Annotated in this window: 19 protein-coding genes; 14 read left to right on the top strand and 5 right to left on the bottom strand. The window is 44.7% G+C overall.

The window, feature by feature from the left end:
* The first annotated feature begins 42 nt into the window (after positions 1–42).
* On the top strand, positions 43–876 hold the full coding sequence (locus tag H6571_25120) for a T9SS type A sorting domain-containing protein (GenBank protein ID MCB9327033.1): 834 nt from the start codon (positions 43–45) through the stop codon (positions 874–876).
* Between the two features lie 316 nt (positions 877–1,192).
* Here H6571_25120 and H6571_25115 read toward each other — a convergent pair whose 3' ends face one another.
* Complete coding sequence (locus tag H6571_25115; GenBank protein MCB9327032.1) at positions 1,193–2,824, bottom strand: CRTAC1 family protein; 1,632 nt, start codon at positions 2,822–2,824, stop codon at positions 1,193–1,195.
* A 334-nt stretch (positions 2,825–3,158) separates the two neighbouring features.
* Here H6571_25115 and H6571_25110 point away from each other — a divergent pair, with 334 nt between their 5' ends.
* Positions 3,159–4,151, top strand: a complete 993-nt coding sequence (locus H6571_25110; protein MCB9327031.1) for a T9SS C-terminal target domain-containing protein — start codon at positions 3,159–3,161, stop codon at positions 4,149–4,151.
* 152 nt (positions 4,152–4,303) lie between these two features.
* Here H6571_25110 and H6571_25105 read toward each other — a convergent pair whose 3' ends face one another.
* Positions 4,304–4,957, bottom strand: coding sequence for a polysaccharide deacetylase family protein (locus H6571_25105; protein ID MCB9327030.1), 654 nt, complete (start codon positions 4,955–4,957; stop codon positions 4,304–4,306).
* A 635-nt stretch (positions 4,958–5,592) separates the two neighbouring features.
* Between H6571_25105 and H6571_25100 the strand changes: the two genes are divergently transcribed.
* The 10 genes from H6571_25100 (at position 5,593) to ggt (ending at position 18,458) form a co-directional block, all read left to right on the top strand.
* The gene (locus H6571_25100) at positions 5,593–7,332 is read left to right on the top strand and encodes a glutamate--tRNA ligase (GenBank protein ID MCB9327029.1); all 1,740 of its coding nucleotides are present in this window, start codon (positions 5,593–5,595) and stop codon (positions 7,330–7,332) included.
* 117 nt (positions 7,333–7,449) lie between these two features.
* Complete coding sequence (locus H6571_25095; GenBank protein ID MCB9327028.1) at positions 7,450–7,929, top strand: hypothetical protein; 480 nt, start codon at positions 7,450–7,452, stop codon at positions 7,927–7,929.
* A 131-nt stretch (positions 7,930–8,060) separates the two neighbouring features.
* On the top strand, positions 8,061–9,098 hold the full coding sequence (locus tag H6571_25090) for an AI-2E family transporter (GenBank protein ID MCB9327027.1): 1,038 nt from the start codon (positions 8,061–8,063) through the stop codon (positions 9,096–9,098).
* Between the two features lie 385 nt (positions 9,099–9,483).
* Positions 9,484–10,296, top strand: a complete 813-nt coding sequence (locus H6571_25085; protein ID MCB9327026.1) for a DUF2271 domain-containing protein — start codon at positions 9,484–9,486, stop codon at positions 10,294–10,296.
* Between the two features lie 242 nt (positions 10,297–10,538).
* The gene (locus H6571_25080) at positions 10,539–11,585 is read left to right on the top strand and encodes an OmpA family protein (GenBank protein ID MCB9327025.1); all 1,047 of its coding nucleotides are present in this window, start codon (positions 10,539–10,541) and stop codon (positions 11,583–11,585) included.
* 251 nt (positions 11,586–11,836) lie between these two features.
* Positions 11,837–12,022 (top strand): hypothetical protein, encoded by a 186-nt coding sequence (locus H6571_25075; protein ID MCB9327024.1) that lies wholly within the window; start codon positions 11,837–11,839, stop codon positions 12,020–12,022.
* A gap of 96 nt (positions 12,023–12,118) precedes the next feature.
* Positions 12,119–13,441, top strand: coding sequence for a 2-oxo acid dehydrogenase subunit E2 (locus H6571_25070; protein ID MCB9327023.1), 1,323 nt, complete (start codon positions 12,119–12,121; stop codon positions 13,439–13,441).
* 152 nt (positions 13,442–13,593) lie between these two features.
* A complete protein-coding gene (locus H6571_25065; GenBank protein MCB9327022.1) occupies positions 13,594–15,762 on the top strand; it encodes a PD40 domain-containing protein in 2,169 nt (722 codons plus the stop codon).
* A 284-nt stretch (positions 15,763–16,046) separates the two neighbouring features.
* Complete coding sequence (locus tag H6571_25060; protein MCB9327021.1) at positions 16,047–16,607, top strand: methyltransferase; 561 nt, start codon at positions 16,047–16,049, stop codon at positions 16,605–16,607.
* Positions 16,608–16,766: 159 nt separating this feature from the next.
* Complete coding sequence (ggt, locus tag H6571_25055; protein ID MCB9327020.1) at positions 16,767–18,458, top strand: gamma-glutamyltransferase; 1,692 nt, start codon at positions 16,767–16,769, stop codon at positions 18,456–18,458.
* 275 nt (positions 18,459–18,733) lie between these two features.
* Here the strand turns inward: ggt and H6571_25050 are convergent, their stop codons facing one another.
* Positions 18,734–18,958, bottom strand: a complete 225-nt coding sequence (locus H6571_25050; protein MCB9327019.1) for a hypothetical protein — start codon at positions 18,956–18,958, stop codon at positions 18,734–18,736.
* A gap of 12 nt (positions 18,959–18,970) precedes the next feature.
* Entirely contained in the window at positions 18,971–19,645 is a 675-nt protein-coding gene (locus H6571_25045; GenBank protein MCB9327018.1) for a ribulose-phosphate 3-epimerase, read from the bottom strand.
* A 447-nt stretch (positions 19,646–20,092) separates the two neighbouring features.
* Here H6571_25045 and H6571_25040 point away from each other — a divergent pair, with 447 nt between their 5' ends.
* Complete coding sequence (locus H6571_25040; protein ID MCB9327017.1) at positions 20,093–21,310, top strand: class I SAM-dependent methyltransferase; 1,218 nt, start codon at positions 20,093–20,095, stop codon at positions 21,308–21,310.
* Here H6571_25040 and H6571_25035 read toward each other — a convergent pair.
* A complete protein-coding gene (locus H6571_25035) occupies positions 21,307–22,152 on the bottom strand; it encodes a Bro-N domain-containing protein (GenBank protein ID MCB9327016.1) in 846 nt (281 codons plus the stop codon). The two genes, H6571_25040 and H6571_25035, sit on opposite strands and share 4 nt — an antisense overlap.
* Positions 22,153–22,364: 212 nt before the next feature.
* On the opposite strand from H6571_25035, the gene H6571_25030 reads away from it, so the two are divergent.
* Positions 22,365–25,643 carry a PD40 domain-containing protein gene (locus H6571_25030; protein MCB9327015.1) on the top strand — a complete coding sequence of 1,093 codons (3,279 nt, stop codon included), beginning with the start codon at positions 22,365–22,367 and terminating at the stop codon, positions 25,641–25,643.
* The last annotated feature ends 97 nt before the right edge of the window (positions 25,644–25,740 follow it).

The raw sequence follows: 25,740 nt of genomic DNA, 5'->3' as shown, positions 1-25,740 counted from the left end.
TTATTTTCTCTTGCTGATTTTTTTAATGAAAACAATATGAAAATGAAAACATCCTATCGTAAAATATTCTTATCGATTCTTTTTGCCCTTTTTATTTTCATGGACATGTTTGGCCAGGACAACACCTATCACCCTACTTTAGCAGCCGGGAAAAAATGGGTTATGACCATTTGGGGTGAAATAGGCGTTACCGTACAGGAAACGTGTGATACGGTTGAGGTAAATGGAAAATTTTATACAGTTTTAAAACAGTTATCTCAATATGGAGGTTGTGGAGAAGTTAATTACGTTCGGGAGGATACTACGGAACGAAAACTTTACTATTTACCGGAACTTGATGGTAGCCAGGAAGAGGTCCTGTTTATCGATTATACCCTTGAAGTGGGGGATACAGCCTTTGTGTATCACAATTGGATAAATCCTGTAGTAACTTCGGTGCACTACTCACAATTCAATGGGGTACTGGCTAAGATCATTGCGCTTTCGTGTGCCTGTGATGGTTGGATCGAAGGCTATGGTCAGGCTAACTCAGGGCCTGTTCCAAGATGCACTGAAGGATGGGCAGAACCTTTATATGTTGAAATGCTAGACTGTGATGAAATTCTGGGAATAGAAGAGGAGGCAGCATCTGAAGCTTTAAGAATTTTTCCCAATCCGGTAAGCGATCAATTAAATATTACTTTTGGGAAAGAGGATAAATCTTTTCCTCTTGAGCTGGAATGCCATTCCTTAACAGGTCAATTATTGTTTAAGCAATCGATAATTTCCGCCAATACTTCCATAAATATAGAAGAACTCCCAAATGGTTTGTTGATCCTGCTGTTTAAAGGAAATGAAAAGACAATTGTCAAAAAGATAATCCATAATAAGCCTTGAATTATCGAAAAATGTACTGCGCCCTCCCGGCCTGGCGTTTCCCCACTAACACTTTGCGTACGATGCAGACTTTTGGCGGTACAGATTCGCGCCTACTCCGCGTTCCTTGCGGTTAAAAAAATCATTTTTTGAAGGGGTTAGAATTTAAAATTAGCGTGAATATTCATAACCCAGAACCCCGAATGTCGAAGTTTTTGGGAAACATTACCATTCCCCAGCTAACAAACTGAAACGTGAAACAATTTGAAACCATCTCAAACGATTTGAAACAACTTTCAGAATTTCGACCAATACCCATTCACCCTCCTTAAAAAGGCTAATCCAAAATAGAAAACTCACTTGCCGGAAAGAAATAGGTGTGGTTGATTTCGGGACTTAATAAAGTATCACGCTGACCGGAAGGATATTTGATGACGAGCGCATTGACGTCTGTTTCGTCGCCCAGGCCGAAGGTCATGGTGTTGCTCTGGTCGCCGGTGAGGCCTTCGCCGATGATGTACATGTCGGAAAGAGTCATCCCGTTTTTGAGATAAACGGTGGCCTTGGTGCCTGCATTGGCGCTGGTTTCGAGTATTTTGACCTTGAGGTAATTATGTGAACCGCCCTCGTTGAGGAAAGCCCTGACGGGGCCATCGAGGTTGATGTAAACAAGGTCAGGATAACCGTCGTCATTGAAATCACTGGTGAGCGGAGTGAGGGTATAATTCTTGTTGACTACCCCGGCCTGTTCTTCCACGGCGGAAAAAGTGCCGTCGCTTCTCTGGAGCAGTAGCCGACAAGGCAGTTTAAAGGCTTTATGCGGGGCAAAGTTGATGGAGTTTTCGGCTACAGCCAGATCCTGCAGACCATCGAGGTTAAAATCTTCAAACACACAACCCCAGGCAAATTCAAAATCAGATACTTTGGCTTCTTCGGAAATATCCGTGAAATTGAAATCTCCTTCGTTCCGGTATAATAGCCAGTGAACTACGAGTTCCTGGTCGTCTTCAAGATCTCCCCGGGCAATCGATTTAGGAATCGTAGAGCCCGTATTGGAAAAAAAGAGGTCGATCCTGGTATCATTGTTAAAATCTCCGACTGCAATGCCCTTGGGATAAGCATATCTGCCTGAGAGCGGATTGGGCATAGGGTCAAAAAAGGTGCCTTCGCGGTTTTTGTATATCCTGGTTTCTCCGGTGTCGTAGGCCACCACGAGGTCCAGCCATCCATCTTCGTTGAGGTCGGCCATCACCGCCTGGAAGGTATTGTGAATGTAATCCAGGCCGTACTCCCGGGTGGCATCGTAAAAGGTGACATTGCCCTTGTTTAATAGCAGCAAACTGGAAGCACCATAATTTTTTTCGTTGAAAACCCTTTGTCTTTTTTTCTCTTGGAGTGGAAAATAATTGCACACAAAAATATCGATGAATCCGTCTTTATTGACATCTCCCAGGGCAAAAGCAATAGGGGTCGAACTTTCACTGAGTGGAATGTTGAGTCGCTTGGCGATAAATTTCCCGTTTTTATTCTTCAAAAACCAGACTCCGTCATCCCGGGCAAGCAACAGATCATTAAACCCATCATCATCCATATCAAATGAAACGGCTCCCAGGGTTACGGCAGTTGATTTTTCGGGAAGATTGACCAAATCGGAGATGTCTTCGAAATATCCGTTACTGTACTTAAATAGGACATCACTTTGTTCGGAACCGCCCCCTATAAAAACCTCATCGGTACCATCCTCGTCAATATCAATCAGGCAACTTCCGAGCAGCGGCAGGGATTTTTTATGATCAAAGCTGTGAAAAAAATTGAACGGAATTTCCTTGAAAGTGGGGATCAAATCCTCCGGCACATTGTGGTCAACGTCCTTTACATACGGATCCCTCGTATCGTAATAAAAGAAATAACCGACACTGCTCAGCCCCAAAATCACCAGAAGACCAAGGCCTTTAATTGATTTTTTCATTGAAAAAAAATTGACAAATTTAATGACATCAATAATGATACATCCGGGATGTTTGATAATATGGGTCTGGGAAAAACTCCTCTCCCTGTTTGTCAGGGAAATAAGCCGGGTGGAAAAAGGAGGAAAATCATCACTCCTGATATAGTGCACATTTAATAGTTCAACGGGCAAAATACAGGGAATGAAATATTACTGCAATGATACGAAATTATTGAATCAGAGTTGCGTCCTGGTTAGGATGATTCAAAAATAAGAGGGTTAAAGTTCAAAGTTTGCGGGGATTTAATTTTTCCGGTCGAAAGGTAGTGCTAATTTTGAAGCCAAATTTTCCACTATGTTTAAAAAGATATTGGTTTTATTGTTTTATTGGTTCTTTTTGGGACAAGGGCTTACGGCCCAGTTTGCTCCTCCTGCCGGACAGGAGGGGAGTACGGCTATCCCTGCCGATGATCCCCAAATCATCGCCTGGGCGGTAGCTTGTGAAGCGGACCGCGGGCTTCAAAATATCCTCATGGAGGAACTGGGGCTTACGACCAATGGCGATGCCGAAAACGTTCCAGGAGCGGCAGATAACCTGGTGATAAGTCTGGGCGACGGCGGAATGGCCACTGTTATTTTTGACCATCCGGTGCGCAACGGGGATGGCTGGGACTTTGTCGTTTTTGAAAATGGGTTTGATGATCTTTTCCTGGAACTCGCCTTTGTGGAAGTCAGCAGCAACGGCACGGATTTCTTTCGATTCCCGGCCACTTCCCTGACCGATACTTCCGAACAGACACTTTCTTTTGGCACAACCGATGCGACGATGATCAATAACCTCGCCGGAAAATACCGGGCCGGTTTCGGTACTCCTTTTGACCTGGAAGAGCTGAGTGACTTTGCCGGCCAGCTCGATCTTGATCATATCACTCATGTCCGTGTGGTGGATGTCATTGGCACTGTCGATCCTGTGTTGGGCAGCAGGGATGCTTCGGGAAATCTGATTAACGATCCTTTTCCGACCCCCTTTCCGGTCGGAGGATTTGACCTGGATGCCGTCGGGGTGATCCACCAGAATGTGGAAGTAGGCCTGTCTGTACCGGATTTTGAGGCCGCAGCCATAAATGTTTTTCCAAATCCTGTGGGTTCCGGAGAACGACTTTACGTTGATTTTAAGGGGGGCAATCAACCGACTGAAATCGTATTGTTGGATGCTGCCGGAAAATTTTGCCATCAGTGGGAAGGGCTTCCCACTGAATTGGATATGCAAGGACTGTCGCCGGGGATCTATTACCTGTTTTTAGCAAATGGGTTGTTGGGGGACGTTAAAAAAATCATGGTGAAGTAGGAGAGAATGGTCAATTATCTGCAAGCAGGCAAATTGACCCCCTGTTTTGTTTGTTGGCCTAACATCAGTAAATAAATAGCCAAAAAACAAAAGCCCCTTACAAACGTAAGCGGCTTTTTATGTTGGATAACATTGCAATACTTTTTGAAGACTTAGGCAATACTTTTCACCAATTGTGGCTGTACGAGTTTTTTCTCGTGGAGCGCTTCAAAGGAATAACCTGCAGCGGTGAAGTATTCCAATACTTTAGGCAATACCTGCTTCAGTGTATCCCAGGATTTGATGCTGTCGTGGAATACCACTATGGATCCGGGACTGCAATTGCGAATGACATTTTTGTAACATTGCTCAGCAGAAATATTAGGATCAAAATCGCCGCTCAGTACATCCCACATCACCACCCGATAGTGTCTTTGTAAAAATAATGCCTGCTGTGGCTTAAGCCGGCCATAGGGCGGGCGGAACAAGTCTGTGTCCACTTGACGGGCACAACGGCGCACATTGTGGAAATAGGGAATGTTTTCGGTAGTCCAGCCGTCAAGGTGGTTTATCGTGTGGTTGCCCGTAACATGTCCCTGTTCCTTGACCATGCGGAAAACTTCCGGATGTTTACGAATGTTGTCTCCGACACAAAAGAAAGTAGCCTTGGCATCGTATTTTTCCAACTGTTCCAAAACCCAGGGAGTTACTTCCGGAATAGGGCCGTCATCGAAGGTCAGGTAAATACTTTTTTCGTTTGTAGGGATCTTCCAGGTAAAATTGGGAAACAGACTTTGAATAAAATTAGGAGTCTTTACTAAATACATGTTTTCTGGTTTAAATCAGAGTACGTTTTTGGCGTATTCTTTTATGTTCATGGATAAAAATTAAATAATACTTATACTAATCACTAAATACAGGTAAATGTTCCCGCATTCGAAGGTTTATTTTTTGTGCCGGATTTTTTAATTTCCGGGTAGCTGTTTTGCTTCCATAGCATTTATTTTGTTCAAATAAATGCCGTACAGGTTTTCCCAAATTCCCTGCTTCAAAGAGGTAATAAAAACCGGCTTTTGAAAGGAGATACTTTGGCTGGAATGTTAGTTTATATATCAACGCTTAAAACCTTGAAAATGCTGCGTTTAAATGCTTTTTTTTTTACTTTTTTTCATTTTTATTTCAAAAAGGGTGTTTTGGACCCTAATTCGGGGTTAAATTCACGTAAGTAAATTGTTTTATAGAGACTTTTTTTACTTGTTTTTGGCCGTTGGGGATATTTTATGTCAAAATATTTTTTTTTGATACAGCAAGTACTTCATGATGGCGTCAAAAAGAAGTCTTCAACGGAATGTTTCCCGGTTCCAAATGCCGGTGAATGGCTCTTTTAAATTTTAAATTTATCATTTTACTCGTTACCTTTGCCCCCAAAATTTAATCGATTTCAATTCTAGAAACAGCAATCATGACAAAAAGGACCAGAGTAAGATTTGCGCCAAGCCCGACGGGGGCTCTGCATATCGGGGGAGTAAGGACAGCATTGTATAATTATTTATTTGCCAAAAAACTGGGAGGGACTTTTATTCTCAGAATTGAAGATACCGACCAGGCGCGTTATGTGCCCGGAGCGGAAGATTATATCATGGAGGCCCTCGATTGGTGTGGCCTGACGCCTGATGAAAGTCCTGCCGCCGGGGGGGATTACGGACCTTACCGTCAATCAGAAAGGAAAGATCTCTATCGGCAGTTTGCCGACCAGTTGATCGAAAGCGGTCATGCCTATGTCGCCTTTGATACGCCTGAAGGCCTGGATGCCAAACGCCAGGCTTATGAAGCAGAAGGAAAGACTTTTACTTACAATGCTTCTACCAGGCTTGAAATGGACAACTCTTTTACGGAATCGGCAGAGGCGGTGAAGGAGAGGATAACGGCAGGAGAAGATTATGTGATCAGGTTCCGTATTCCTGATGATGAAGACTTGCCGCTTGAAGATATTATTCGAGGAGAGATGAGTGTGCAAACCTCGGAACTTGACGACAAGGTGCTTTTTAAATCTGACGGGATGCCCACCTATCACCTGGCTAATATTGTAGATGATCACCTGATGGAGATCACTCACGTGATCAGGGGCGAAGAATGGCTTCCCTCTCTGCCGCTGCACATTTTGTTATATCGTGCTTTCGGATGGGAGGCTCCTCAGTTTGCGCATTTGCCACTGATCCTGAAACCCAATCCGGCTTCTTATATCAACAAACGCACCAAACAGGAATTTACCGAACAATTCGCGGCTGGTTTTGTCAAGGCACAGCCTGGCTATGAAGGCCAGGAAGGTAAAGTGACCGGACTGATCGATCAATTGTTACAGGATGTCAAAAACCTTGGCGAAAAACTCAGGATCAAAGACAACGAATCCAATTTGCAAAAGGACGTCAAGACCTTTATGAAAAGCGTTTTGTTCGGAAAGTTAAGCAAAAGGGATGGTGACCGACTGGGTATCCCTGTCTTTCCACTGAACTGGCAGGGGGAAAATCCTGCGGATGCTTTCTCCGGATTCCGCGAGTTTGGGTTTATGCCGGAAGCTACCGATAATTTCCTTGCTTTCCTCGGATGGAATCCGGGCACGGAACAGGAAATTTTCAATCTTGAAGAATTGGCAGAGGCTTTTTCGCTCGAAAAAATAGGCAAATCCGGTGCCCGCTTCGACTTCGACAAAGCCAAGTGGTACAACAAACAATACATCATGTCCACCGATAAGGCGACGCTTGCGCAACTCGTTCGCCCGCTTATTGAAAAAGAAGGACTTAACCCGGACCAGGCCTACCTGGAAAGCGTTTGTGACTTGTTGAAGGAACGGGTCACCTTCCTGACGGATTTTGTGCATCAGGCCGGACCTTATCTCCAGGATCACCTGGAATACGATCAAAATACCCTTGAGAAAAAGTGGAAACCTGAATTCGGCCCCTTGTTCGGTCAACTCAATAACCAATTAAAAGCATTGGCGAAATACGATGTGGCAAGTATTGAAAAAACGGTGGAATCTTTCATGGCCGACAATGAGCTGCAGATGGGGGATATTTTTCCATTGTTGCGTATTGCGCTGTCGGGTACCATGCACGGTCCCGGCGTATTTGATATGCTGGCCGTGCTGGGGCAGGAAAAGGTTTTTGAAAGGATAGGCAAATCATTGGAGGTCTTTGGCGGGTAAACAGGGAATAATTCTGAATTTTTGATTATCCGTTCAGCCGGTATTTATTAATTTTATGAATCCTTTGCGTCGATCCGGTTAGAAAGCAAAGATTACGCTAAAACAAAACATTCAACCATGAGCTCCATCAAAGAAAATTTCGAAGAAGGAAAGAAAAAAATCAACGACAGCATTGACGAGAAAACAGACCAGTTTAAGGAATCCGTCAACAAAGGAATGAAAAAGACAAAGAGGTTTTTTCGCAAATTGTTTATCTTTCTTTTCTTAGGACTTGTTGTCGGCGGCGGGTTGTATATGGTTTATTCCAACTGGACGTACAGCACCGGATCGAGAACGGGGTACCTGGTCAAAATTTCCAAAAAAGGGTATGTCTTCAAAACGTATGAAGGACAATTAAACCTCGGGGGATTCAAAACGGATGACGAGACCGGAGTGATCGGCAATATCTGGGAGTTTTCATTGAAAAACAGGGACCTTTATGAGAAAATGGGCACCCTCGAAGGCAAAAAAGTGACCCTGAAATACAAGGAGATCAACAAATCTATGCCCTGGCAGGGCGACACCAATTATTTCATTACGGAGGTAATTGAGCAATAGGAAGGTATTCAAAAAAGAACCTTTATACTTTAGAACCATGTCTTTGGCATTGGTTGGGGTGTTTTACCTTTCAATAAGCAGGCAATTTTGAAGGAAGTTATTTAAAATCACCTAAATAAACCCACTCAGGCATGAATCTCAACAAGGCCGCCAATTTTTTTATCGTTTCCATTTCCATCGTAATCATCCTTATTTACGGACAAAACCTAATCATTCCTTTTGTGATGGGATTATTGTTGTGGTTTGTGATGAGACAAATGAAAGCAGTCCTTGACATGGTCCCTTTTATTAAAAACAAAATCCCTTCCTGGTTAAAAACCCTTGTTTCTTCGACCTTAATTTTGATCCTCGCGGGCATTTTGGTGGAGGTACTTTCTTCCAATATCAATGCATTGTCCTTGTCCTATCAAAAATATGGGGCCAACTTCGATTCGGTGGTGCAGCTGATCAACAAAAAATTCGATCTGAATATCATTGAAGATGTAAAAGGCAAAGCTGGGGATTTTAATTTTGGAGCGTTGTTGGGAGCGATATTCAGTTCTCTTTCAAGCATTATCGGCAATACCTTTATGATTTTGATCTACACCTTGTTTGTGGTGCTGGAAGAGGCTAAATTCAGAGATAAGCTAAAAATGTTGTTTCCCGATGAAGAACATTTTTCGAAGCTTTACGTTATGCTCAACAAAATAGAGAGATCTATTTCCAGTTATCTGGGCCTCAAAACTTTTGTGAGTGTCATAACCGGGACATTGAGTTATATTGTTTTGCGAATTATTGGGGTCGACTCTCCTGAATTCTGGGCCTTTTTGATTTTTGTTTTGAATTTCATACCCACTATTGGTTCCCTGATTGGAACATTATTTCCAGCTGTTTTTTCCCTGCTGCAATTTGGAACCCTCACTCCTTTTCTGATGATTTTACTTTTTGTAGGACTCATCCAGGTCATTGTGGGTAATATCCTGGAACCCCGCCTGATGGGAAGTTCCATGAATATTAGTCCTTTGGTTACCATTGTGGCCCTTTCTTTCTGGGGAGTAGTCTGGGGGGTAGTGGGCATGATCCTGAGTGTGCCGATCACGGTAATTATGATCATTGTATTTTCTCAGTTTGAACAGACAAAGCGGATCGCTATTTTGCTATCGGAAAAGGGGATTATTGATGGAAAATAAATTTTCCTCCGAGGCAACAATTAAAACCATGCCCCCCTGCACACCTTTTTTTGAGTAACAAAAATTATCGCTTTAAATAAAATTAAGCTTGCCCAGTGCGTAGTAACAGGACGATTTTAAACGATTAAAACCAGAAGACTCAGCTACGCCGACCTATTCAAAAAATTAGAATTAATTTTTTGCTGCACACTACTTAAGCATGCCCAATATCGGTTTCAAACAATTGTAACGGTTGATTTGTGGCATAGGGTTAAAGTGCCCCATTAGTATGACTTTCCTGGGGTAAGCTAATGTGTTTTCACAAGGTAATAATTTGGATTATTGAAGAAAACATCTACATTGTTTGTAATAAACAATAACTACTTCACCTAATTTTAATTTTTTAATGATGAAAAACATTATTCTATTCCTGTTTGGAATGATTTGTCTGCTTGGTTTTAGCAATTTTGGAACAAGTGATCAAATGGTTGATAAACTGGATTATGCTCCCCCTGTTTTATACACCGCCGGTTCGCTCACCTTTCAGGTCAGAACGGTTACTGCAAACGGCAGTTATGCACCCAGACATGTTTTGGCAGTATGGATCGAAGATGCCAATGGTTTTGTGATTACCAATTTGTTGAGAGCCCAGACAAGGAAACAATACCTTTATACCTGGAAAGCAGCGACCAACCAAAACGTAGTGGATGCTATAACGGGCGCCACTATTTCCTCACACCAATCCCATACCATCAATTGGAATGGTAAGGATGTAACCGGAAGTATTGTCCCGGATGGAGATTACACCATACGGGTTGAATTTACGGAAAAACATGGCCAGGGGCCGCTGGCCTCTTTTACCTTTACCAAGGGAACCAGTATGGTTCATCTCACTCCGGCAGACCAAACCAATTACAAGGATATTGTGGTGGACTGGGCTCCAGAAACCGTATCTTCCACAGCGGATATTTCGCTTAACGATTTTTCGGTGTTCCCCAATCCTGCTAAAGAATTTGTTGACATAGAGGTACCTTTCAAAGGCAATTTTAAAATGCAGCTTACCAGCATCTCAGGACAGGTTTTTGAAGAAAATTCCTTTTATTCCCAATTGGAAAACAGCAAACACCAGATCGATGTTAGTCAACTACCCGCTGGACTGTACCTGTTGAGTATCCGAACAGAAAAAGCAGTCTGGGTTAAAAAGCTGGTGGTACAATAAGATGGTAAAAGAACCGCTTTTAAAATAGTATCGTATTGGCCATACAACTTCGGGGGAGTTGTATGGCCAATGTCGTTAATTTGATATTCAGGCGTTATGAGTTACATCGTCCGCTCATGTGATGGCTTGAAGGTAGTAAACCCTTCACTTGAGCCAAAGCTGGCAGCATTGTTTTTAGGCTCTGACTAAGTTACTTTCCTGTTTTCTCCCGTTATTACTCATAGAACTAGAAACCCAATACTATGAGAAAAATCCCTTTATTGGTAGCTGCTTTGCTTATGGCGGGCCTGATTTTTGGTCAGCCCCCAAGGATTACCGAGCAGACCATTCACACCTCGGAAATTTATTTCGATTTCGGAAAAGACAACATCCGCCCCGACGCTGACTCCGTTTTGAACGAACTCCTTGTCTTTTGCAGGGAACAATCTTCTTTTTACATCAAAATAACCGCCCACACCGATGCTGTAGGGAGTGATGAGAACAATCTTTCCTTATCTCAAAGGAGGGGCGCTGCCGTCATAACCTTCCTGAAAGCCGGAGGCATAACTTCAGATAGCCTTATTGTGTCGGTCTTTGGCGAAAAACGCCCCGTTGCCGGGAATAATACGGACGAAGGCCGGCAAAAAAACAGAAGGGCAACCATAGAGGTCATCAAGATAAAACAGATGATTCCCCTTGAAGGCGATATCGTCGATAAAGAAACGGGGGGAGCGGTCGAAGCTGATATTGTAGTGCGCAGCAAGGATAGCAGTGACTCCCTGCGTACCGACGAAATGGGACATTTTGAATCGCTGGTGCCTATAGGAGAGGTTATCGGAATTGATGTGTGGGCGAAGGGTTATTTCCTGGAATCACAGATGATGCGCGTGACACCGGGCAAAAAAGTGGAGGTGAATGTACAGCTGCCTCCTGTCAAAGAAGGCGAAAAGGCAGATATCAAAAACCTTTATTTTGTGGGCAACCAGGCCATTCTTTTGAAAAAATCCGAACCGGAGTTACCAAAAATTCTCAAGTTCCTCCAGATCAATGACCATATTAAAATAGAAATTGCCGGCCATATCAATCGTCCAAATGAACCGCCGGTATCTGTTCAAAGCTGGGATTATGACCTGTCGAGAAGACGCGCCTTACTGGTGTATAATTATTTGATCGATAACGGCATTTCCACCGATCGTTTGTCTTATAATGCTTATGGCAACTGGGAAATGCGTTTTCCGCGGGCCACCTCCGAAAAGGAACAGGAAGCCAATCGAAGGGTAGAAATCAGAGTGCTGGAGGTGGAGGATTGAATTTTTTGGTTCTTAGACAAACCCTGTGGGGAAATGTTTCGCTCATTGATCTTTCCGTTACGTTGAATGTTCGTGGTTTCAAAATGGTTTTAAGTTGCTCAAAAACAATGATTTGCAACGATTTTCAACTAGCTGAAATATATTTTAATAGAGCATGAATTTAGTACATAACCCGTGGAAATGGTCAAAGAGCCATTTTTTTTTCATGGAGATACTTACCAAATCCTTTTTATCTTTATCCTAAAAAAAAGATGGACGAAAAGAAACAAAACGAAGAGAATAAGGAAGAAAATACCGAAAATAAATCAAAACTGGAAGGTCTTGAACTAAAGATCAATGCACTCGGGGAAATCACCTCCAGCCTTGATATGGACAAGATCAATAAATTTCTCGATGAGAATGTGGAGGACAGGAAATTGAAAGAAGAGGAAGATTAAAACAGAAAATTTAATTTGGGTGAAAAATGTTTACCAACCTCAAATTCAATTTTCTGCGTTTATAGCTGTATTTTTGCAGTCTAAATAAAATCAATTATGGCTAAGGTTGAATTAATCATGCCCAAGATGGGTGAAAGTATCATGGAAGCTACCATTCTCAAATGGGTCAAGCAGGTGGGAGATAAGGTGGAAGAGGATGAGACGATCCTTGAGATAGCAACCGATAAAGTTGACTCTGAAGTGCCTTCACCGGTTAGTGGAACCATTGCAGAAATTCTCTATAGTGTAGAGGATGTGGTGGAGATCGGAAAGGTAATTGCCATTATAGCAACAGAAGGGGAGGACGTAAATGTTGCGGCAAGCCCGGCCGTGGAAGAAAAGCCACAACCCGCTGAAGCTGTCGCCGTCGCTAAACCAGAGCCGGAAGCTAAACCTCAGCCGGTACAGATGACGGCCAAGGCTGAATTTGCTGAAACGCCCGCTTCCGGACGTTTTTATTCCCCCCTGGTGCGTAATATTGCCAAAGAAGAAAAAATCAGTGCCGGAGAACTGGAGCAGATCAACGGTACGGGGGCCCAGGGCCGGGTGACTAAAAAAGACATTATCGCCTATCTCGAAAACCGTACGGCTCCCGCAGCAGTTCCGCAGGTTCAGTCTGTTCCTGCCACCAACGGCGCTTCAAAATCACCTCCTGCCGTTTCCATGGGAGGACAGGACGAGATCATCGAAATGGATCGTATGCGCCGCCTGATCGCCGATCATATGGTGATGTCGAAACATACTTCTCCACACGTTACTTCCTTTGTAGAGGTAGATGTGACGGATATTGTTAACTGGAGGGAAAAGGTCAAAGATGAATTTGCCGCTAAATACGGGGAAAAAATCACCTTCACCCCTATCTTTATCGAGGCAGTGGTCAATGCCATTCGCGATTATCCTATGATCAATGTTTCCGTTGACGGGAACAATATCATTCGTAAAAATAATATCAACATAGGCATGGCGGCAGCACTGCCTTCCGGTAACCTCATCGTTCCCGTGATCAAAAATGCCGACAACCTCAACCTGCTGGGCCTCACCCGTGCAGTCAATGACCTCGCCAACCGGGCCAGAATCAATAAACTGCAGCCTGATGAGATCCAGGGCGGTACTTTTACCCTTACCAATGTAGGCACCTTTGGCAACGTGATGGGTACCCCCATCATCAACCAGCCACAGGCTGCAATCCTGGCAGTAGGGGCAATCCGTAAAAAACCAGGAGTGGTAGAAACGCCTTACGGAGACCTCATTGCGGTCAGGCAAATGATGTTTTTGTCATTGTCTTATGATCATAGGGTGATCGACGGATTCCTCGGCGGATCTTTTCTGCGTAAGGTGGGCGATTATCTTGAGGCTTTTGAGGCCAATAGGGCTATATAATCAAACTATTGACAACCCGTTTAATATCTTTCCTGGATAGGGGTTATAGTTATTTTTAAACAATTTCGGCCGGCGGTATATGAAAATACCCCCGGCAAACCGTTTACTGTTGGCCGTTCGTCCTCAAAAGCCCCCTTAAAAGTAATTGACCCATGAAAAAAATATTATACTGTGTTTTGGTCTTGCTGATGGCCGCCCCCCCGGTCTCCAATGCTCAAAACACCAAACATAAATTAAACGAGGCCAAAGAATTTTTCTACCATGAAAAATATGCCGAGGCGTTGTCCATTCTCAACAGTTCCCGGAAGTTATCACGGCTGGATAAAGAAGCCAGGTTGCTGATCGCTATATGCAATTATCAACTCAATCACCTGGACCTAGCCCTGACTAATTTACTGGAGATCACCGCTGAAAAAAAAGAACCTTACCCCGAATGTTGGCTTTACCTGGGCAAGGTTTTACATGCCATGCACAAGTTTGATGAAGCCGCCGATTATTACAAACTTTACCTTCGGACGATTCGGCCGGATCACCCTCACCGACAAATGGTGCGGGAGGAAATTCGGCGCTGTGCGAATGGAATTGATGTACAATACAGGCAACCACTGGCCATAGTGGAAAACCTGGGCATGTATGTAAATACCGTAGGGGATGAATTTGCTCCGGTGCCCAGCAAAAACCTTTCCAATAAGTTGTATTTTTCTTCTTCCCGTTATGGCAATGCGGGTGGCCCCAGGGACGAGCAAAACAGGGCTGACGAACGTTTTGGATCCTTTTTGAGCGATATGTTCAGTTGCAGTGTGACTGGCGGACAATGGTCGGATACGGCTCCCATGCACTTTTTGCTCAATAGCCCACAGAATGAAGTATTGCTCGATTTTGATAAAGAAGGTTCTGTCATGTATTACTTTAAAGGATGGAGTTTGCGTCGTGGGGAAATCATTGCGGACACCTTTAAGACCATCGATAACCGCACCTTGAATTCGACCCCTTTTCTGGCTCCTTTGGATGTTGCCAATGGTGATAATGAACTTTGTTTATACAATGACACACTGCTCATCTTTGCCAGCCGTCGGCAGGGCGGTTATGGTGGATATGACCTTTACCGGTCCGTTTTCCTGAAAGGGTATTGGAGTGATGCACAGAATTTAGGCCCTGCGATCAATACGGCTTATGATGAAACGAGTCCTTACCTGGCTCCTGATGGAAAAACACTTTATTTCAGTTCCAACGACAGCCGAAAGAGCATCGGCGGGTTTGATATTTTTAAATCCGTTTATGTTCAGCAGGCCGCCAGATGGAGCGAGCTTTACAATATGGGCATTCCTCTCAATTCCGCCGGGGATGATACCGGTTTCAGGTTGACCCGTGACGGGTTTACCGCTTTCCTGGCTTCTTCCCGTAAAGATGGCTTTGGGAAGAGGGATCTTTATATTGCGTATTTCCAGGAATACCTGCCGGAAGTCGAAGCCCCTGTGGTGGCTTATGCCCCTCCTGCGGAAAAGATCAGGGAGTACGATAAGCCAATAATCATAAGCCAGTCACCAGGTTTTGTGAAGGAGGAACCGCTCAGCACTCCTGAGCCTCCACCTGCTCAAATGTCCCCCTCAATACGTCCCGCAGCGGAAGAAAAACCTGTTGCCGCTTATGGCCCGCTTTATTTGGATGGAAGTTCGTCTCTTGATTATTCTCAAAAACAAAACCTTGATCCAATAGCCACCTTACTGCTGGATCATCCGGGGGTAACCGTCATCATTACAGCTTATACGATGAAACCGGGAGTCGTCCCCCAACGATTATTCCGGGCGATCAATTACGGGGAAGAGGCGGCAGCTTATCTCCAGTCGAAAGGAGTCCCTGCGACGGCTATTTACATGAGGGCGCTGGACGGCAGCCAGGTCGGAAATACTAAACCTTATGTGATCGAATTTTCTTTTGTGGGAACAAAAAACACGGATTTAAATGGGACGGTTCCTGTTCTCGGCGAGGCTTATCATTCCGAAGCACCGGGGTTGATCACCGGGAAAGACCTTTTTTACAAAGTACAGATATCCTCCGTCACCAGGGAGCTGACCCGACCGGTTTTAGATGAACAGCCTTATCCCATGATCGAAAAAACCCCTGATTTTGCTTATTATCGTTACACCCTGGGCGCCTTTGAACAATACGAAGCTGCAAAAGCATTCGCCCTTGAAATGCAGCGAAAAGGGCAAAGCGGGGCCTACGTAGTACCTTTTATCAATGGTAAAAGAGCCGATAAAAACGAAGCCAAACGCAACGCCGGGAACTTTCCTGACCTGGATAATTATCTGAAGGGGTGATTGGGTTGCTGGTTACTGGTTTCTTGTTGCTGGTTACTTGTTACTTGTTACTGGTTACTTGTTTTAATTAGCGCCTTAATAAATTTATGAGTACCTTAGAGGAACCGTTGACGGAGGTGAATTTCAGGTGTCCGGTGACGAACACCGCATACCATGCCATCCAGAGCCGACGACTTTTCCCTGTCTGGAATGCCTTTCCTGGTTAGATGTCACCTTGGGAAACCCGGCAATCCGGCAACAAGTAACCAGAAAAAAACTATATTTGCATTTACAATAAAATGACGATGAAGCGAAGGATTCAGTTTTTACGCGAGAGTATCAGGAGTATGAAAACGACAGGTTCCGTGACCCACAGTTCCAAGTTTTTGTGCCGGGGCATGATCAAACCCGTGGATTTTGAAAAAGCCACCCTCCTTGTAGAACTTGGGGCCGGTGACGGGGTCATCACCAAACACATTCTCAGGAAAATGCGTCCGGATGCCAAACTGCTCGTTTTTGAAGTCAACCCGAAATTTTGCGAAAAGATACGCGACCAGATAGAGGATGATCGAATGATCCTGATCGAAGACTCTGCCGAACATCTTACCGAACATCTTACAAAACGCTCTTTGCCTAAAGCCGATTTTATTGTTTCCGCCATCCCTTTTGTGGCCATGTCCAGGGAAGTTACCGAAAACATTGTAAAAACGTGTGCCCAGAACCTCGTCAAAGGGGGGCTTTTTATCCAGATGCAATATTCCCTGATGCTCAAAAAGACTTACGAAAGCATTTTTGGTAATGTCAGGATTGATTTCATTCCCGTCAATGTCCCGCCGGCTTTTGTGCTGGTGAGCCGAAAAGACTAGGCGGTAAAGGCTAAAATAAAAAGACTAAAGGTTAAAGTGTTGGGGGATGGACATTAATGCTCAGCATGGACTGAAATATTATCTGTTTTATATTTCGGGCTTTTTCCTTACCTTGAGGTTCCCTAATTTGGATATTAGTCACTGAAAAATACTTCCCTCATGGCACGTTTCCTCTTCGTTTCCAGTTTTTTGTTTATTTTAAATTTTAACCTCATGGCCCAGGATCGTCTCACCGGACTGCCTTTTGCTTCGCGTTCGGAAGTCATTGCCCAACATGGTATGGCCTGTACTTCCCAGCCACTGGCGAGTATGGTAGCCATCGATATTTTAAAAGCGGGCGGCAACGCCATTGATGCGGCTATTGCCGCCAATGCAACACTTGGCCTCATGGAACCTACCGGCAACGGCATGGGGGGTGATCTTTTTGCCATCGTCTGGGATGCCAAAACCAAAAAGCTGTACGGGCTGAATGCCAGCGGACGCTCGCCAAAAAGCCTGACCCTGCAATGGTTCAAAGACAACGGTTACGAGAGTATTCCTGCCTACGGGCCGCTTCCCGTGTCGGTTCCCGGCTGTGTGGACGGATGGTTTGAGCTGAATGGAAAATTCGGCAGCATGAAAATGGAAGACATCCTGGCACCGGCCATCAGGTATGCCCGGGAAGGATTTCCCGTGTCCGAATTGATTTCTTATTACTGGACAAGATCGGCACCCTTTTTATCGAAATACCCGGGGTTTAAAGAGATCTTCACCATCGACGGCAGAGGGCCTGAAAAGGGGGAAATTTTCAAAAATCCCTACCTCGCCAATACCCTGGAAAAAATTGCCAAAGGAGGGCGTGATGTGTTTTATAAAGGAGAGATTGCTCGTGTCATCGACCAGTATATGAAGGAAAATGGTGGCTTTTTGTCGTATGAAGACCTTGCTTCTCACAAATCGGAATGGGTGGAACCCATGGCCACCAATTACCGCGGGTACGATGTATGGGAACTTCCCCCCAACGGACAGGGCATTGCCACTTTAGAGATGCTCAATATCCTGGAGCAATACGATATTGCCGCTATGGGGTTTGGCAGCAGCGAATACCTTCATGTGTTGACGGAGGCCAAGAAACTGGCTTTTGAAGATCGGGCCAAATATTATGCGGATACTGATTTTCACGACATCGATTACAATGTGCTCCTCTCCAAAGAATATGGCAAGGAACGCCAAAAACTGATCAATCCAAACCGGGCGGCCCGTCGCTACGATGCCGGAGCCCTGGAAACCAGCAATACCATCTACCTGACCGTGGCGGACCAATGGGGCAATATGGTTTCCCTGATCCAAAGTAACTACCGCGGGATGGGGTCAGGCATGACGCCTACGGGATTGGGCTTTATCCTCCAGGACCGTGGAGAACTCTTCAGCCTGGATGAAAACCATTATAATGTATACGCGCCGGGCAAAAGACCATTTCATACCATCATCCCGGGTTTTGTGACCAAAGACGGGCAACCTTTCCTCAGTTTCGGAGTAATGGGAGGTGCGATGCAGCCGCAGGGACATGCCCAGGTACTCATCAATATCATAGATTTCGAAATGAATGTCCAGGAAGCCGGGGATGCGCCGAGGATGCGCCATGAAGGTTCTTCACAACCCACCGGGGAGATCATGACCGATGGAGGAGTGCTAAATCTTGAGGAAGGGTTTAGTCCGCTCGTCAGACGTGAATTGATGGGCAAAGGCCATAAACTGGGATCTTCGATAGGAGGTTATGGCGGCTATCAGGCCATCAAGTGGGATCCGGTGAATAAGGTGTATTACGGGGCGTCAGAGTCGAGGAAGGATGGAGCGGCGATGGGGTATTGATACTATAATGCTACAATGCTACGATGCTACGATGCTACAATGCTACGATGCTACAATGCTACAATGCTACGATGCTGCGATGCTGCGATGGTTTGATAGTAAGATGCTACAATGCAACGATGGTTTGATGCTGCAATGCTAAAATGATTTGATGCTTAGAGCCTCTAAATTCTTGATAATCTATAACAACCCCGACCTGCGGTACGGGATTTCGCTTCGCTCAACTTGAACTTTGAACATGAAACCTTGGACAGTCCCGATATTTTGATGAAACCCTACTTTTTCTTCTGTGGATATTGGGGTTTATAAGGATATTTTTTCATTAGGTATGCATGTCCAAAACCAAAGGCTGTCCATAAGGGAATGCCGATGAGCAGGTTGCGCATGGTGAGTTCGTCTCCGATGGCCAAAGGAAAGAGTACCGTCAAGCACAAATACATCAGTCCTGCGAAAAACAAGGATGATTTGACCAGTGAAGGCTGCTTCTGTTTTTCTTCCATGGAAAGGTTGATTTAAGAATATTTCGCCAATAAGGCCTTCATTTTATGCACCATTTCTGTCGGGTTTTCCGCGTTAAAAACCGCAGATCCGGAGACAATAATATCCGCTCCGGCCTCCAGGATTTCGGCCATGTTGTCGTAATGGGCCCCTCCGTCAATTTCTATTTCAATGTGTTGCAACCCGCGTTTCTCCAGTATTTTGTTTAACCGACGCACCTTGTCGAGGGTGTTGGGGATAAAAGACTGTCCACCAAAACCAGGGTTGACCGACATGATGAGAATGAGGTCCAGGTCACCGAGCACTTCTTCAATGGAAGAGAGCGGTGTGTGCGGATTTAGGGAAATTCCGGCTTTAACCCCTCTCGATTTTATGTGCTGGATGATGCGATGCAGATGCGTTGCTGCTTCCACATGTACGGTAAGATAATCCGCTCCGGCATCACAATAAGCATCCACATAATCCCCGGGATTGGTGATCATCAGGTGCACATCACAGGGAACCGTAGCTATCCGTTTGATGGCCTTAATGATGGGTGGGCCGATCGTCAGGTTGGGTACAAAATGGCCGTCCATTACATCCAGGTGCAACAGGTCTGCTCCTGCCTTCTGGATCATCGTGATGTCTCTTTCGAGGTTGACATAGTCTGCAGATAAAATGGAAGGTGCTAATTTTTTTTGTTTTGACATGGTGCTGGTTGCTGGTTACTTGATACTCGTTGCTTGTTGCTGGTTGCTTGTTGCTTGTTTCTGGTTACTTGTTGCTGGTTACTTGATACTCGTTGCTTGTTGCTTGTTGCTGGTTGCTTGATACTCGTTGCTGGTTACTTGATGCTGGTTGCTCGATGCTTGTTGAGTAAGTTTCACGGCTCAAAATTAAGGTTTCTTTTGAATTGTAGGGCACCTTTGAGACATTGAATTGGAAGAAATGGAATAGTTCTGATTTTTTTCCCTCACAGGAATTTATGAAATTAGCCTGTCGGGAACATCTTTTTTACTTGAAATTCAAATGAAGATCACAGATTCAAGTAGGGTGAAAATGGAAAGCGACTTGGGTAAATTTGTTACTTTTGTCGGGTAAGTTCATGATCGCAAGGGCTTTCGCAAAACATAAGGAATAAAAAATAAATCAAAGTGCTGGAAAATTTCCCGGATATTCCCATTCAAAGAATTGCCATAAAGGTAAAACCTGCTGCTGAGAAAGCCATCCATAAGGGGCATCCCTGGGTATTTGAGGAAGCCATCCGGAAGCAAAGTATAAAAGGGAACCCTGGTGACCTTGCCATTATTTACGATCAGAAAAAAAATAAATTCCTCGCTGCCGGATTATTCGATCCCTTTTCGCCCATTCGCATAAAGGTGCTGCATTTTCATACTTCTGCACAAATCGATGCCGATTGGTTTGAAGCCAGAATAAAAACAGCCCATACCCTCCGCCTGCCCCTGTTGGAAACGGAAACAGACAGTTATCGCCTCATCCACGGAGAAAACGACGGGTTGCCGGGGCTCATTGCGGATGTATATGCAGGCGTTTTGGTGGTGAAATTGTATTCCCAGATCTGGCTGCCTTATTTAAAAATAGTATTGCCTAAACTGGTTGAAGTCAGCCAAAGCAAAGTACTCGTTTTGAGGTTGAGCCGCGCCATGCAGCAGGCAGGAGATTCCATTTACGGGCTAAAGGACGGGCAGGTTTTAATGGGAACTTTGTCTGATCAATCGGTCATTTTCAGGGAGCATGGACTGAAATTTTCCGCCAACGTCATCCAGGGGCACAAAACAGGGTTTTTCCTCGATCATCGCAACAACCGAAAGAAGATCGGACAAATTTCCGAAGGGAAAAGCGTGCTGGATATATTTGCCTATGCGGGAGGATTCTCCGTCCATGCATTAGGCGGCGGAGCCCGGGAGGTCATCAGCCTGGATATCAGTGCCCAGGCGCTTTCCATGGCCCAGGACAATGTGGCCTTAAATTTCAAAAAAGTAAACCACCAAATCATGGCTGTTGACGCTTTTGAAGGGATGCAACAGTTGCACTCGCAAGGCAAAACCTTTGATATTGTCATCGTCGATCCGCCTTCTTTTGCCAAAAGAGACAGTGAACGCCTTCGGGCTTTAAACACCTACAGCCGATTGTGCCAGTTGGCCATTCATCTCGTCGCCCCAAACGGCGTGCTCCTGATGGCTTCCTGCTCCAGCCGCATCAAGGCCGATGAATATTTCGACCTGGTGCTTCGGGAGATACAAAACTCTGGGCGCGGTTTCGAAGAGCTCGAAAAAACATATCATGATATCGATCATCCGGTTGGTTTCCCTGAAGGGGCTTATTTGAAAAGTGTGTATTATCGGTTGAGCTAACTGTTATTTGGAGGTAAATTTTTATTTTTAGCTTCGGCAATTTGGTGTTTGAAGTTTTTGTCCGTCACAACTTTTTTTTGTGTTTCTTTTTCATAGGCGTCAAGGGCTTTACCGGCAGCAGTACCTCCTTCAATTGCCGCATCTTTGTTTTTATCAAATCCCTGGGCATCTTTTTCAATAGCTTTATCGCGAGTAGTTGTTTCGCCTAGCATTGTAAAAATTAACTCGAGGTCAGTCATGTGATCCCGAAGATTTTCCTTGGTTAGATCTTTATGATTTTTGTATTCCGAAGGTGTTAATCCAAAAGTAGCTTTAGAAATTTCTGCCGTTAAAATAGAATACTCTCTGCCTTTTTTCACTCCCCGTTCGTCCCATTCATCTGTTAGTTTGCTCCTTATTTCAATGCTCTTTAGGCGAGTCTCAATCCATGCTTCACTATATCCTAATTCCTTGTAGTAATTTCGTGCTCTTTGGGCTGCTAACTCAGGATTTTCTATCTCCTGTATACGTTCATATCCAACTTTGGCAAGCCATTGTTTGAAAGGTTCAGCTTTCGGAGAAGGGATAGACTGAATGATGCGGAAAAGCCCTTCAATATTGGAGGCATTTATTTTTCTTTTTTTTCCGTCTTTGGCAGTCATTTCAAGTGGGGTACAAATTGTACCCCATTTGGTATTCAGTTGGTCATCCCTCTTTCGCATTTTTTTGATGTATTGTCTAACATCGTTCGAATCTGTTAATGCTTCAATAACATCTGCCACCGCAAACCACCACTCATCTTCATGCCATACACGACGAATCCCTTTTTCTTGAAATACGATTAATTTGTTTTGTTCTTCCATTTCGAATTTTTATGGGTTAAATATTCAGTGCTTCAAAAATAATACAATTAATTTAAAATTAAAAATAGATGAAACATAAATTTTCAAAAAAACCTTCTTTCCAATTTTATGGATTATTTCATTCACGCACTGTTACCTCCCTATCCCATTCTTAATTATTTTTGATCAGCATTTTTTGAACCAGACCAACTTAACCATTAAAAAAAAGAAACATGATCAGAACACTGCTTACCGGATTATTATTGCTTATGGTTTTTTTCGGCTTTAGCCAGGACAAAAAAGACAAAAAAAAGTGGGACGTCAACAATCCGCCAGGAAATTACAAGGAGGTGGAATTTGATCTTGACGAGGGTACATGGATGAACCTGGATGTCAGCCCTGACGGAAAAACCATTGTTTTTGATCTGCTGGGGGATATTTATAAAATGCCTGTTGCTGGCGGGAAGGCGACGGTATTGCGACAGGGCCTGGCCTGGGAAGTCCAACCCCGTTTTAGTCCGGATGGTAAGAAAATATTGTTTACCAGCGACGCCGGCGGCGGCGATAACATCTGGGTCATGGATACCGAAGGAAAGGAGGCAAAACAGGTCACAGAGGAAAAGTTTCGCCTGCTCAATAATGCCGCCTGGATGCCGGACAATCAATACTTTGTAGCCAGAAAACATTTCACCTCCGAGCGTTCCCTTGGGGCAGGAGAAATGTGGCTGTATCATATTTCCGGAGGAACCGGCGTGCAATTGACCAAACGCAAAAATGATCAGCAGGATGTCAATGAGCCTTCAATTTCTCCCGACGGGCGGTATGTTTATTTCAGTGAAGATGTGTACCCCGGAGGTTATTTTCAATACAATAAAGACCCCAATAGCCAGATATTCGTCATCAAACGTTATGACAGGCAAGAGGGTAAAATTGAAACGGTCGTCAGCGGCCCGGGTGGAGCGGTTCGGCCGCAGATATCCAATGACGGTAAAAAACTGGCTTTTGTCAGAAGAATACGAACGAAATCAGTTCTTTTTGTACATGACCTGGAGACAGGGGAACAATTTCCTTTATTTGACGGGCTCACCAAAGACCAGCAGGAGGCCTGGACTATTTTTGGTTCTTACACTGGTTTCGACTGGATGCCGGATGATAAAAATATCGTAATTTGGGGAAAGGGTAAATTGTGGAAGGTGGATGCCAAAACAGGGGAAGCCTCGAATATTCCTTTTAGTGTAAAAGCCAAACAAAAATTCGCTGAAACATTGCGGTTTGAAAATCATGCCTTCACAGATAATTTCGAGGTGAAAGCCATCCGCCACCTGCGCACCTCGCCTGATGAGAAAACGGCTGTTTTTAATGCCGTCGGCCACCTTTGGAAAATGGATCTGCCCAATGGAACGCCTCAACGGCTGACCCATAGCACAGACCTGGAATTTGAACCTTGCTTTTCGCCTGATGGAAAATCTGTCGTTTATGTATCCTGGGACGATGAAGCAATGGGAGCTGTTAACCTTTTTAAGCTGGATGCCGGCGCGGGGGAGGAGCGGATCGTGAAGCTGACTTCCCAAAAAGGAATATATCGTACCCCTTGCTTTTCACCGGATGGTAAATTTATCGTCTTTAGGAAGGAAGGCGGCAATGGCCATCAAGGCTTTACCCATTCGGAAAAGGCAGGAATTTATTTGATGAATGCGAATGGCAGTGATTTGAAATTTGTTACGGAACAAGGAGAAAATCCGGTTTTTGATCAAGTAGGTAAAAGACTTTTTCTTTCCACAGGGGGCGAAATTTTCGGCAGTTTAAAAAAATCTTTCAAATCCATCAAACCGGATGGTTCGGATGAAAAGGTCATTTTTGAAACCAAATATGCCACTCAATTTTCACCCAGCCCCGATAATAAGTGGATTGCCTTTTCAGACTTATACAAGGTTTACATTGCTCCCATGCCGTTGCCTGGAAAAGCTATGGAACTTTCCGCAGAGACCAAAGCGATACCCGTGGCCCAGGTAGCTCGGGATGCCGGGGTGAATTTGCACTGGTCTTCCAACAGCAAAAAACTGTTCTGGACCCTTGGCAATGAGTATTTTAGCGACGAACTGACACGACGGTTTACTTTTTTGGAAGGTTCCCTGGATACGGTGCCTCCTGTTGATACTGCAGGCTTGAAAATTAATCTGCAGTTGCCTTCTGATCGCCCTGAAGGGACGGTGGCTTTCACTAATGTCAGGATCATTACCATGGATGGCGATAAAGTGATTGAATCGGGTACCGTACTGGTGGAAGGCAACCGGATCAAAAAAGTGGGTAAAAATGTACGTATTCCGCAAGAGGCTAAAGTTTACAACATGGAAGGAAAAACCATCATGCCCGGAATGGTTGACGTTCACGGTCACCTGGGAAATTTCAGAATGGGCCTCAGCCCAAAAAAGCAATGGGAGTATTACGCCAACCTTGCTTTTGGGGTAACAACGGCTCATGACCCCTCTTCCAATTCTGAAATGATCTTTTCCCAATCTGAAATGATCAAAGCCGGGGAGATGCTCGGCCCCCGTTTATTTTCAACAGGGGTTATTTTGTATGGGGCAGAAGGTGATTTTAAAGCAGTCATCAATAGCCTTGATGACGCCCGTTCAGCCCTTAGACGTACCAAAGCCTATGGCGCTTTTTCTGTAAAAAGTTACAATCAGCCACGCAGGGACCAGCGCCAGCAGGTGATCCAGGCCGCCCGTGAACTGGGCATGCTGGTGGTGCCGGAAGGAGGTTCTTTCTTCTATCACAATCTCACCATGGTGGCGGATGGCCACACCGGGATAGAGCACAATATACCTGTGGCGCCTTTGTATCAGGATGTTTTAAAATTCTGGGGGTCAACAGACTCCCACAATACCCCCACACTTATCGTCAATTATGGCGGGGTTAACGGAGAGTACTATTTTTATCAACACAGCAATGTTTGGGAAAACGAGAAATTGTTGTCGTTTACCCCCCGTGCCATCATTGATGCCCGTTCCCGTCACCGTACTATGATTCCCGAAGAGGAATACCAAAACGGACACATTTTAACCTCCCAATCCTGTGCCAAACTTCAGGAAAATGGAGTGAACATCAATTTAGGTTCCCATGGCCAGTTGCAGGGATTGGGCGCTCACTGGGAACTTTGGATGCTGGCCCAGGGCGGAATGTCCAACCACCAGGCATTAAAATGCGCCACGATTAACGGAGCTAAATATTTGGGAATGGACAAAGAGATCGGTTCCATAGAAGCGGGTAAACTGGCTGATTTGATCATTTTGGATGAAAATCCTCTTGAAGATATTCACCATTCCGAATCGATCCGGTATGTCATGTTGAACGGAAGGTTGTATGATGCAGCTACGTTGAATGAAACCGGGAATTACGATAAAAAACGCAGCAAATTTTACTTTGAACAGCCGGGTAGCGGAAACGCCTGGCCATTGGATAGCGTTACCAACAGTTTTATGCATTCCGGTTGTTCCTGCAGACATTAGCACTGGAAGATTTAATATTGGTTTTCCTCATCCGCCTGAAGGATGAATGCCGCAAAAAAAAAGCCCGGTACCGAATGCATTCGGTACCGGGCTGCGG

Source organism: Lewinellaceae bacterium (genome assembly GCA_020636105.1).
Taxonomy (GTDB): Bacteria; Bacteroidota; Bacteroidia; order Chitinophagales; family Saprospiraceae; genus BCD1.
Note: the sequence above shows the minus strand (reverse complement) of the source record. Positions and strands in the feature narration are given on the sequence as shown.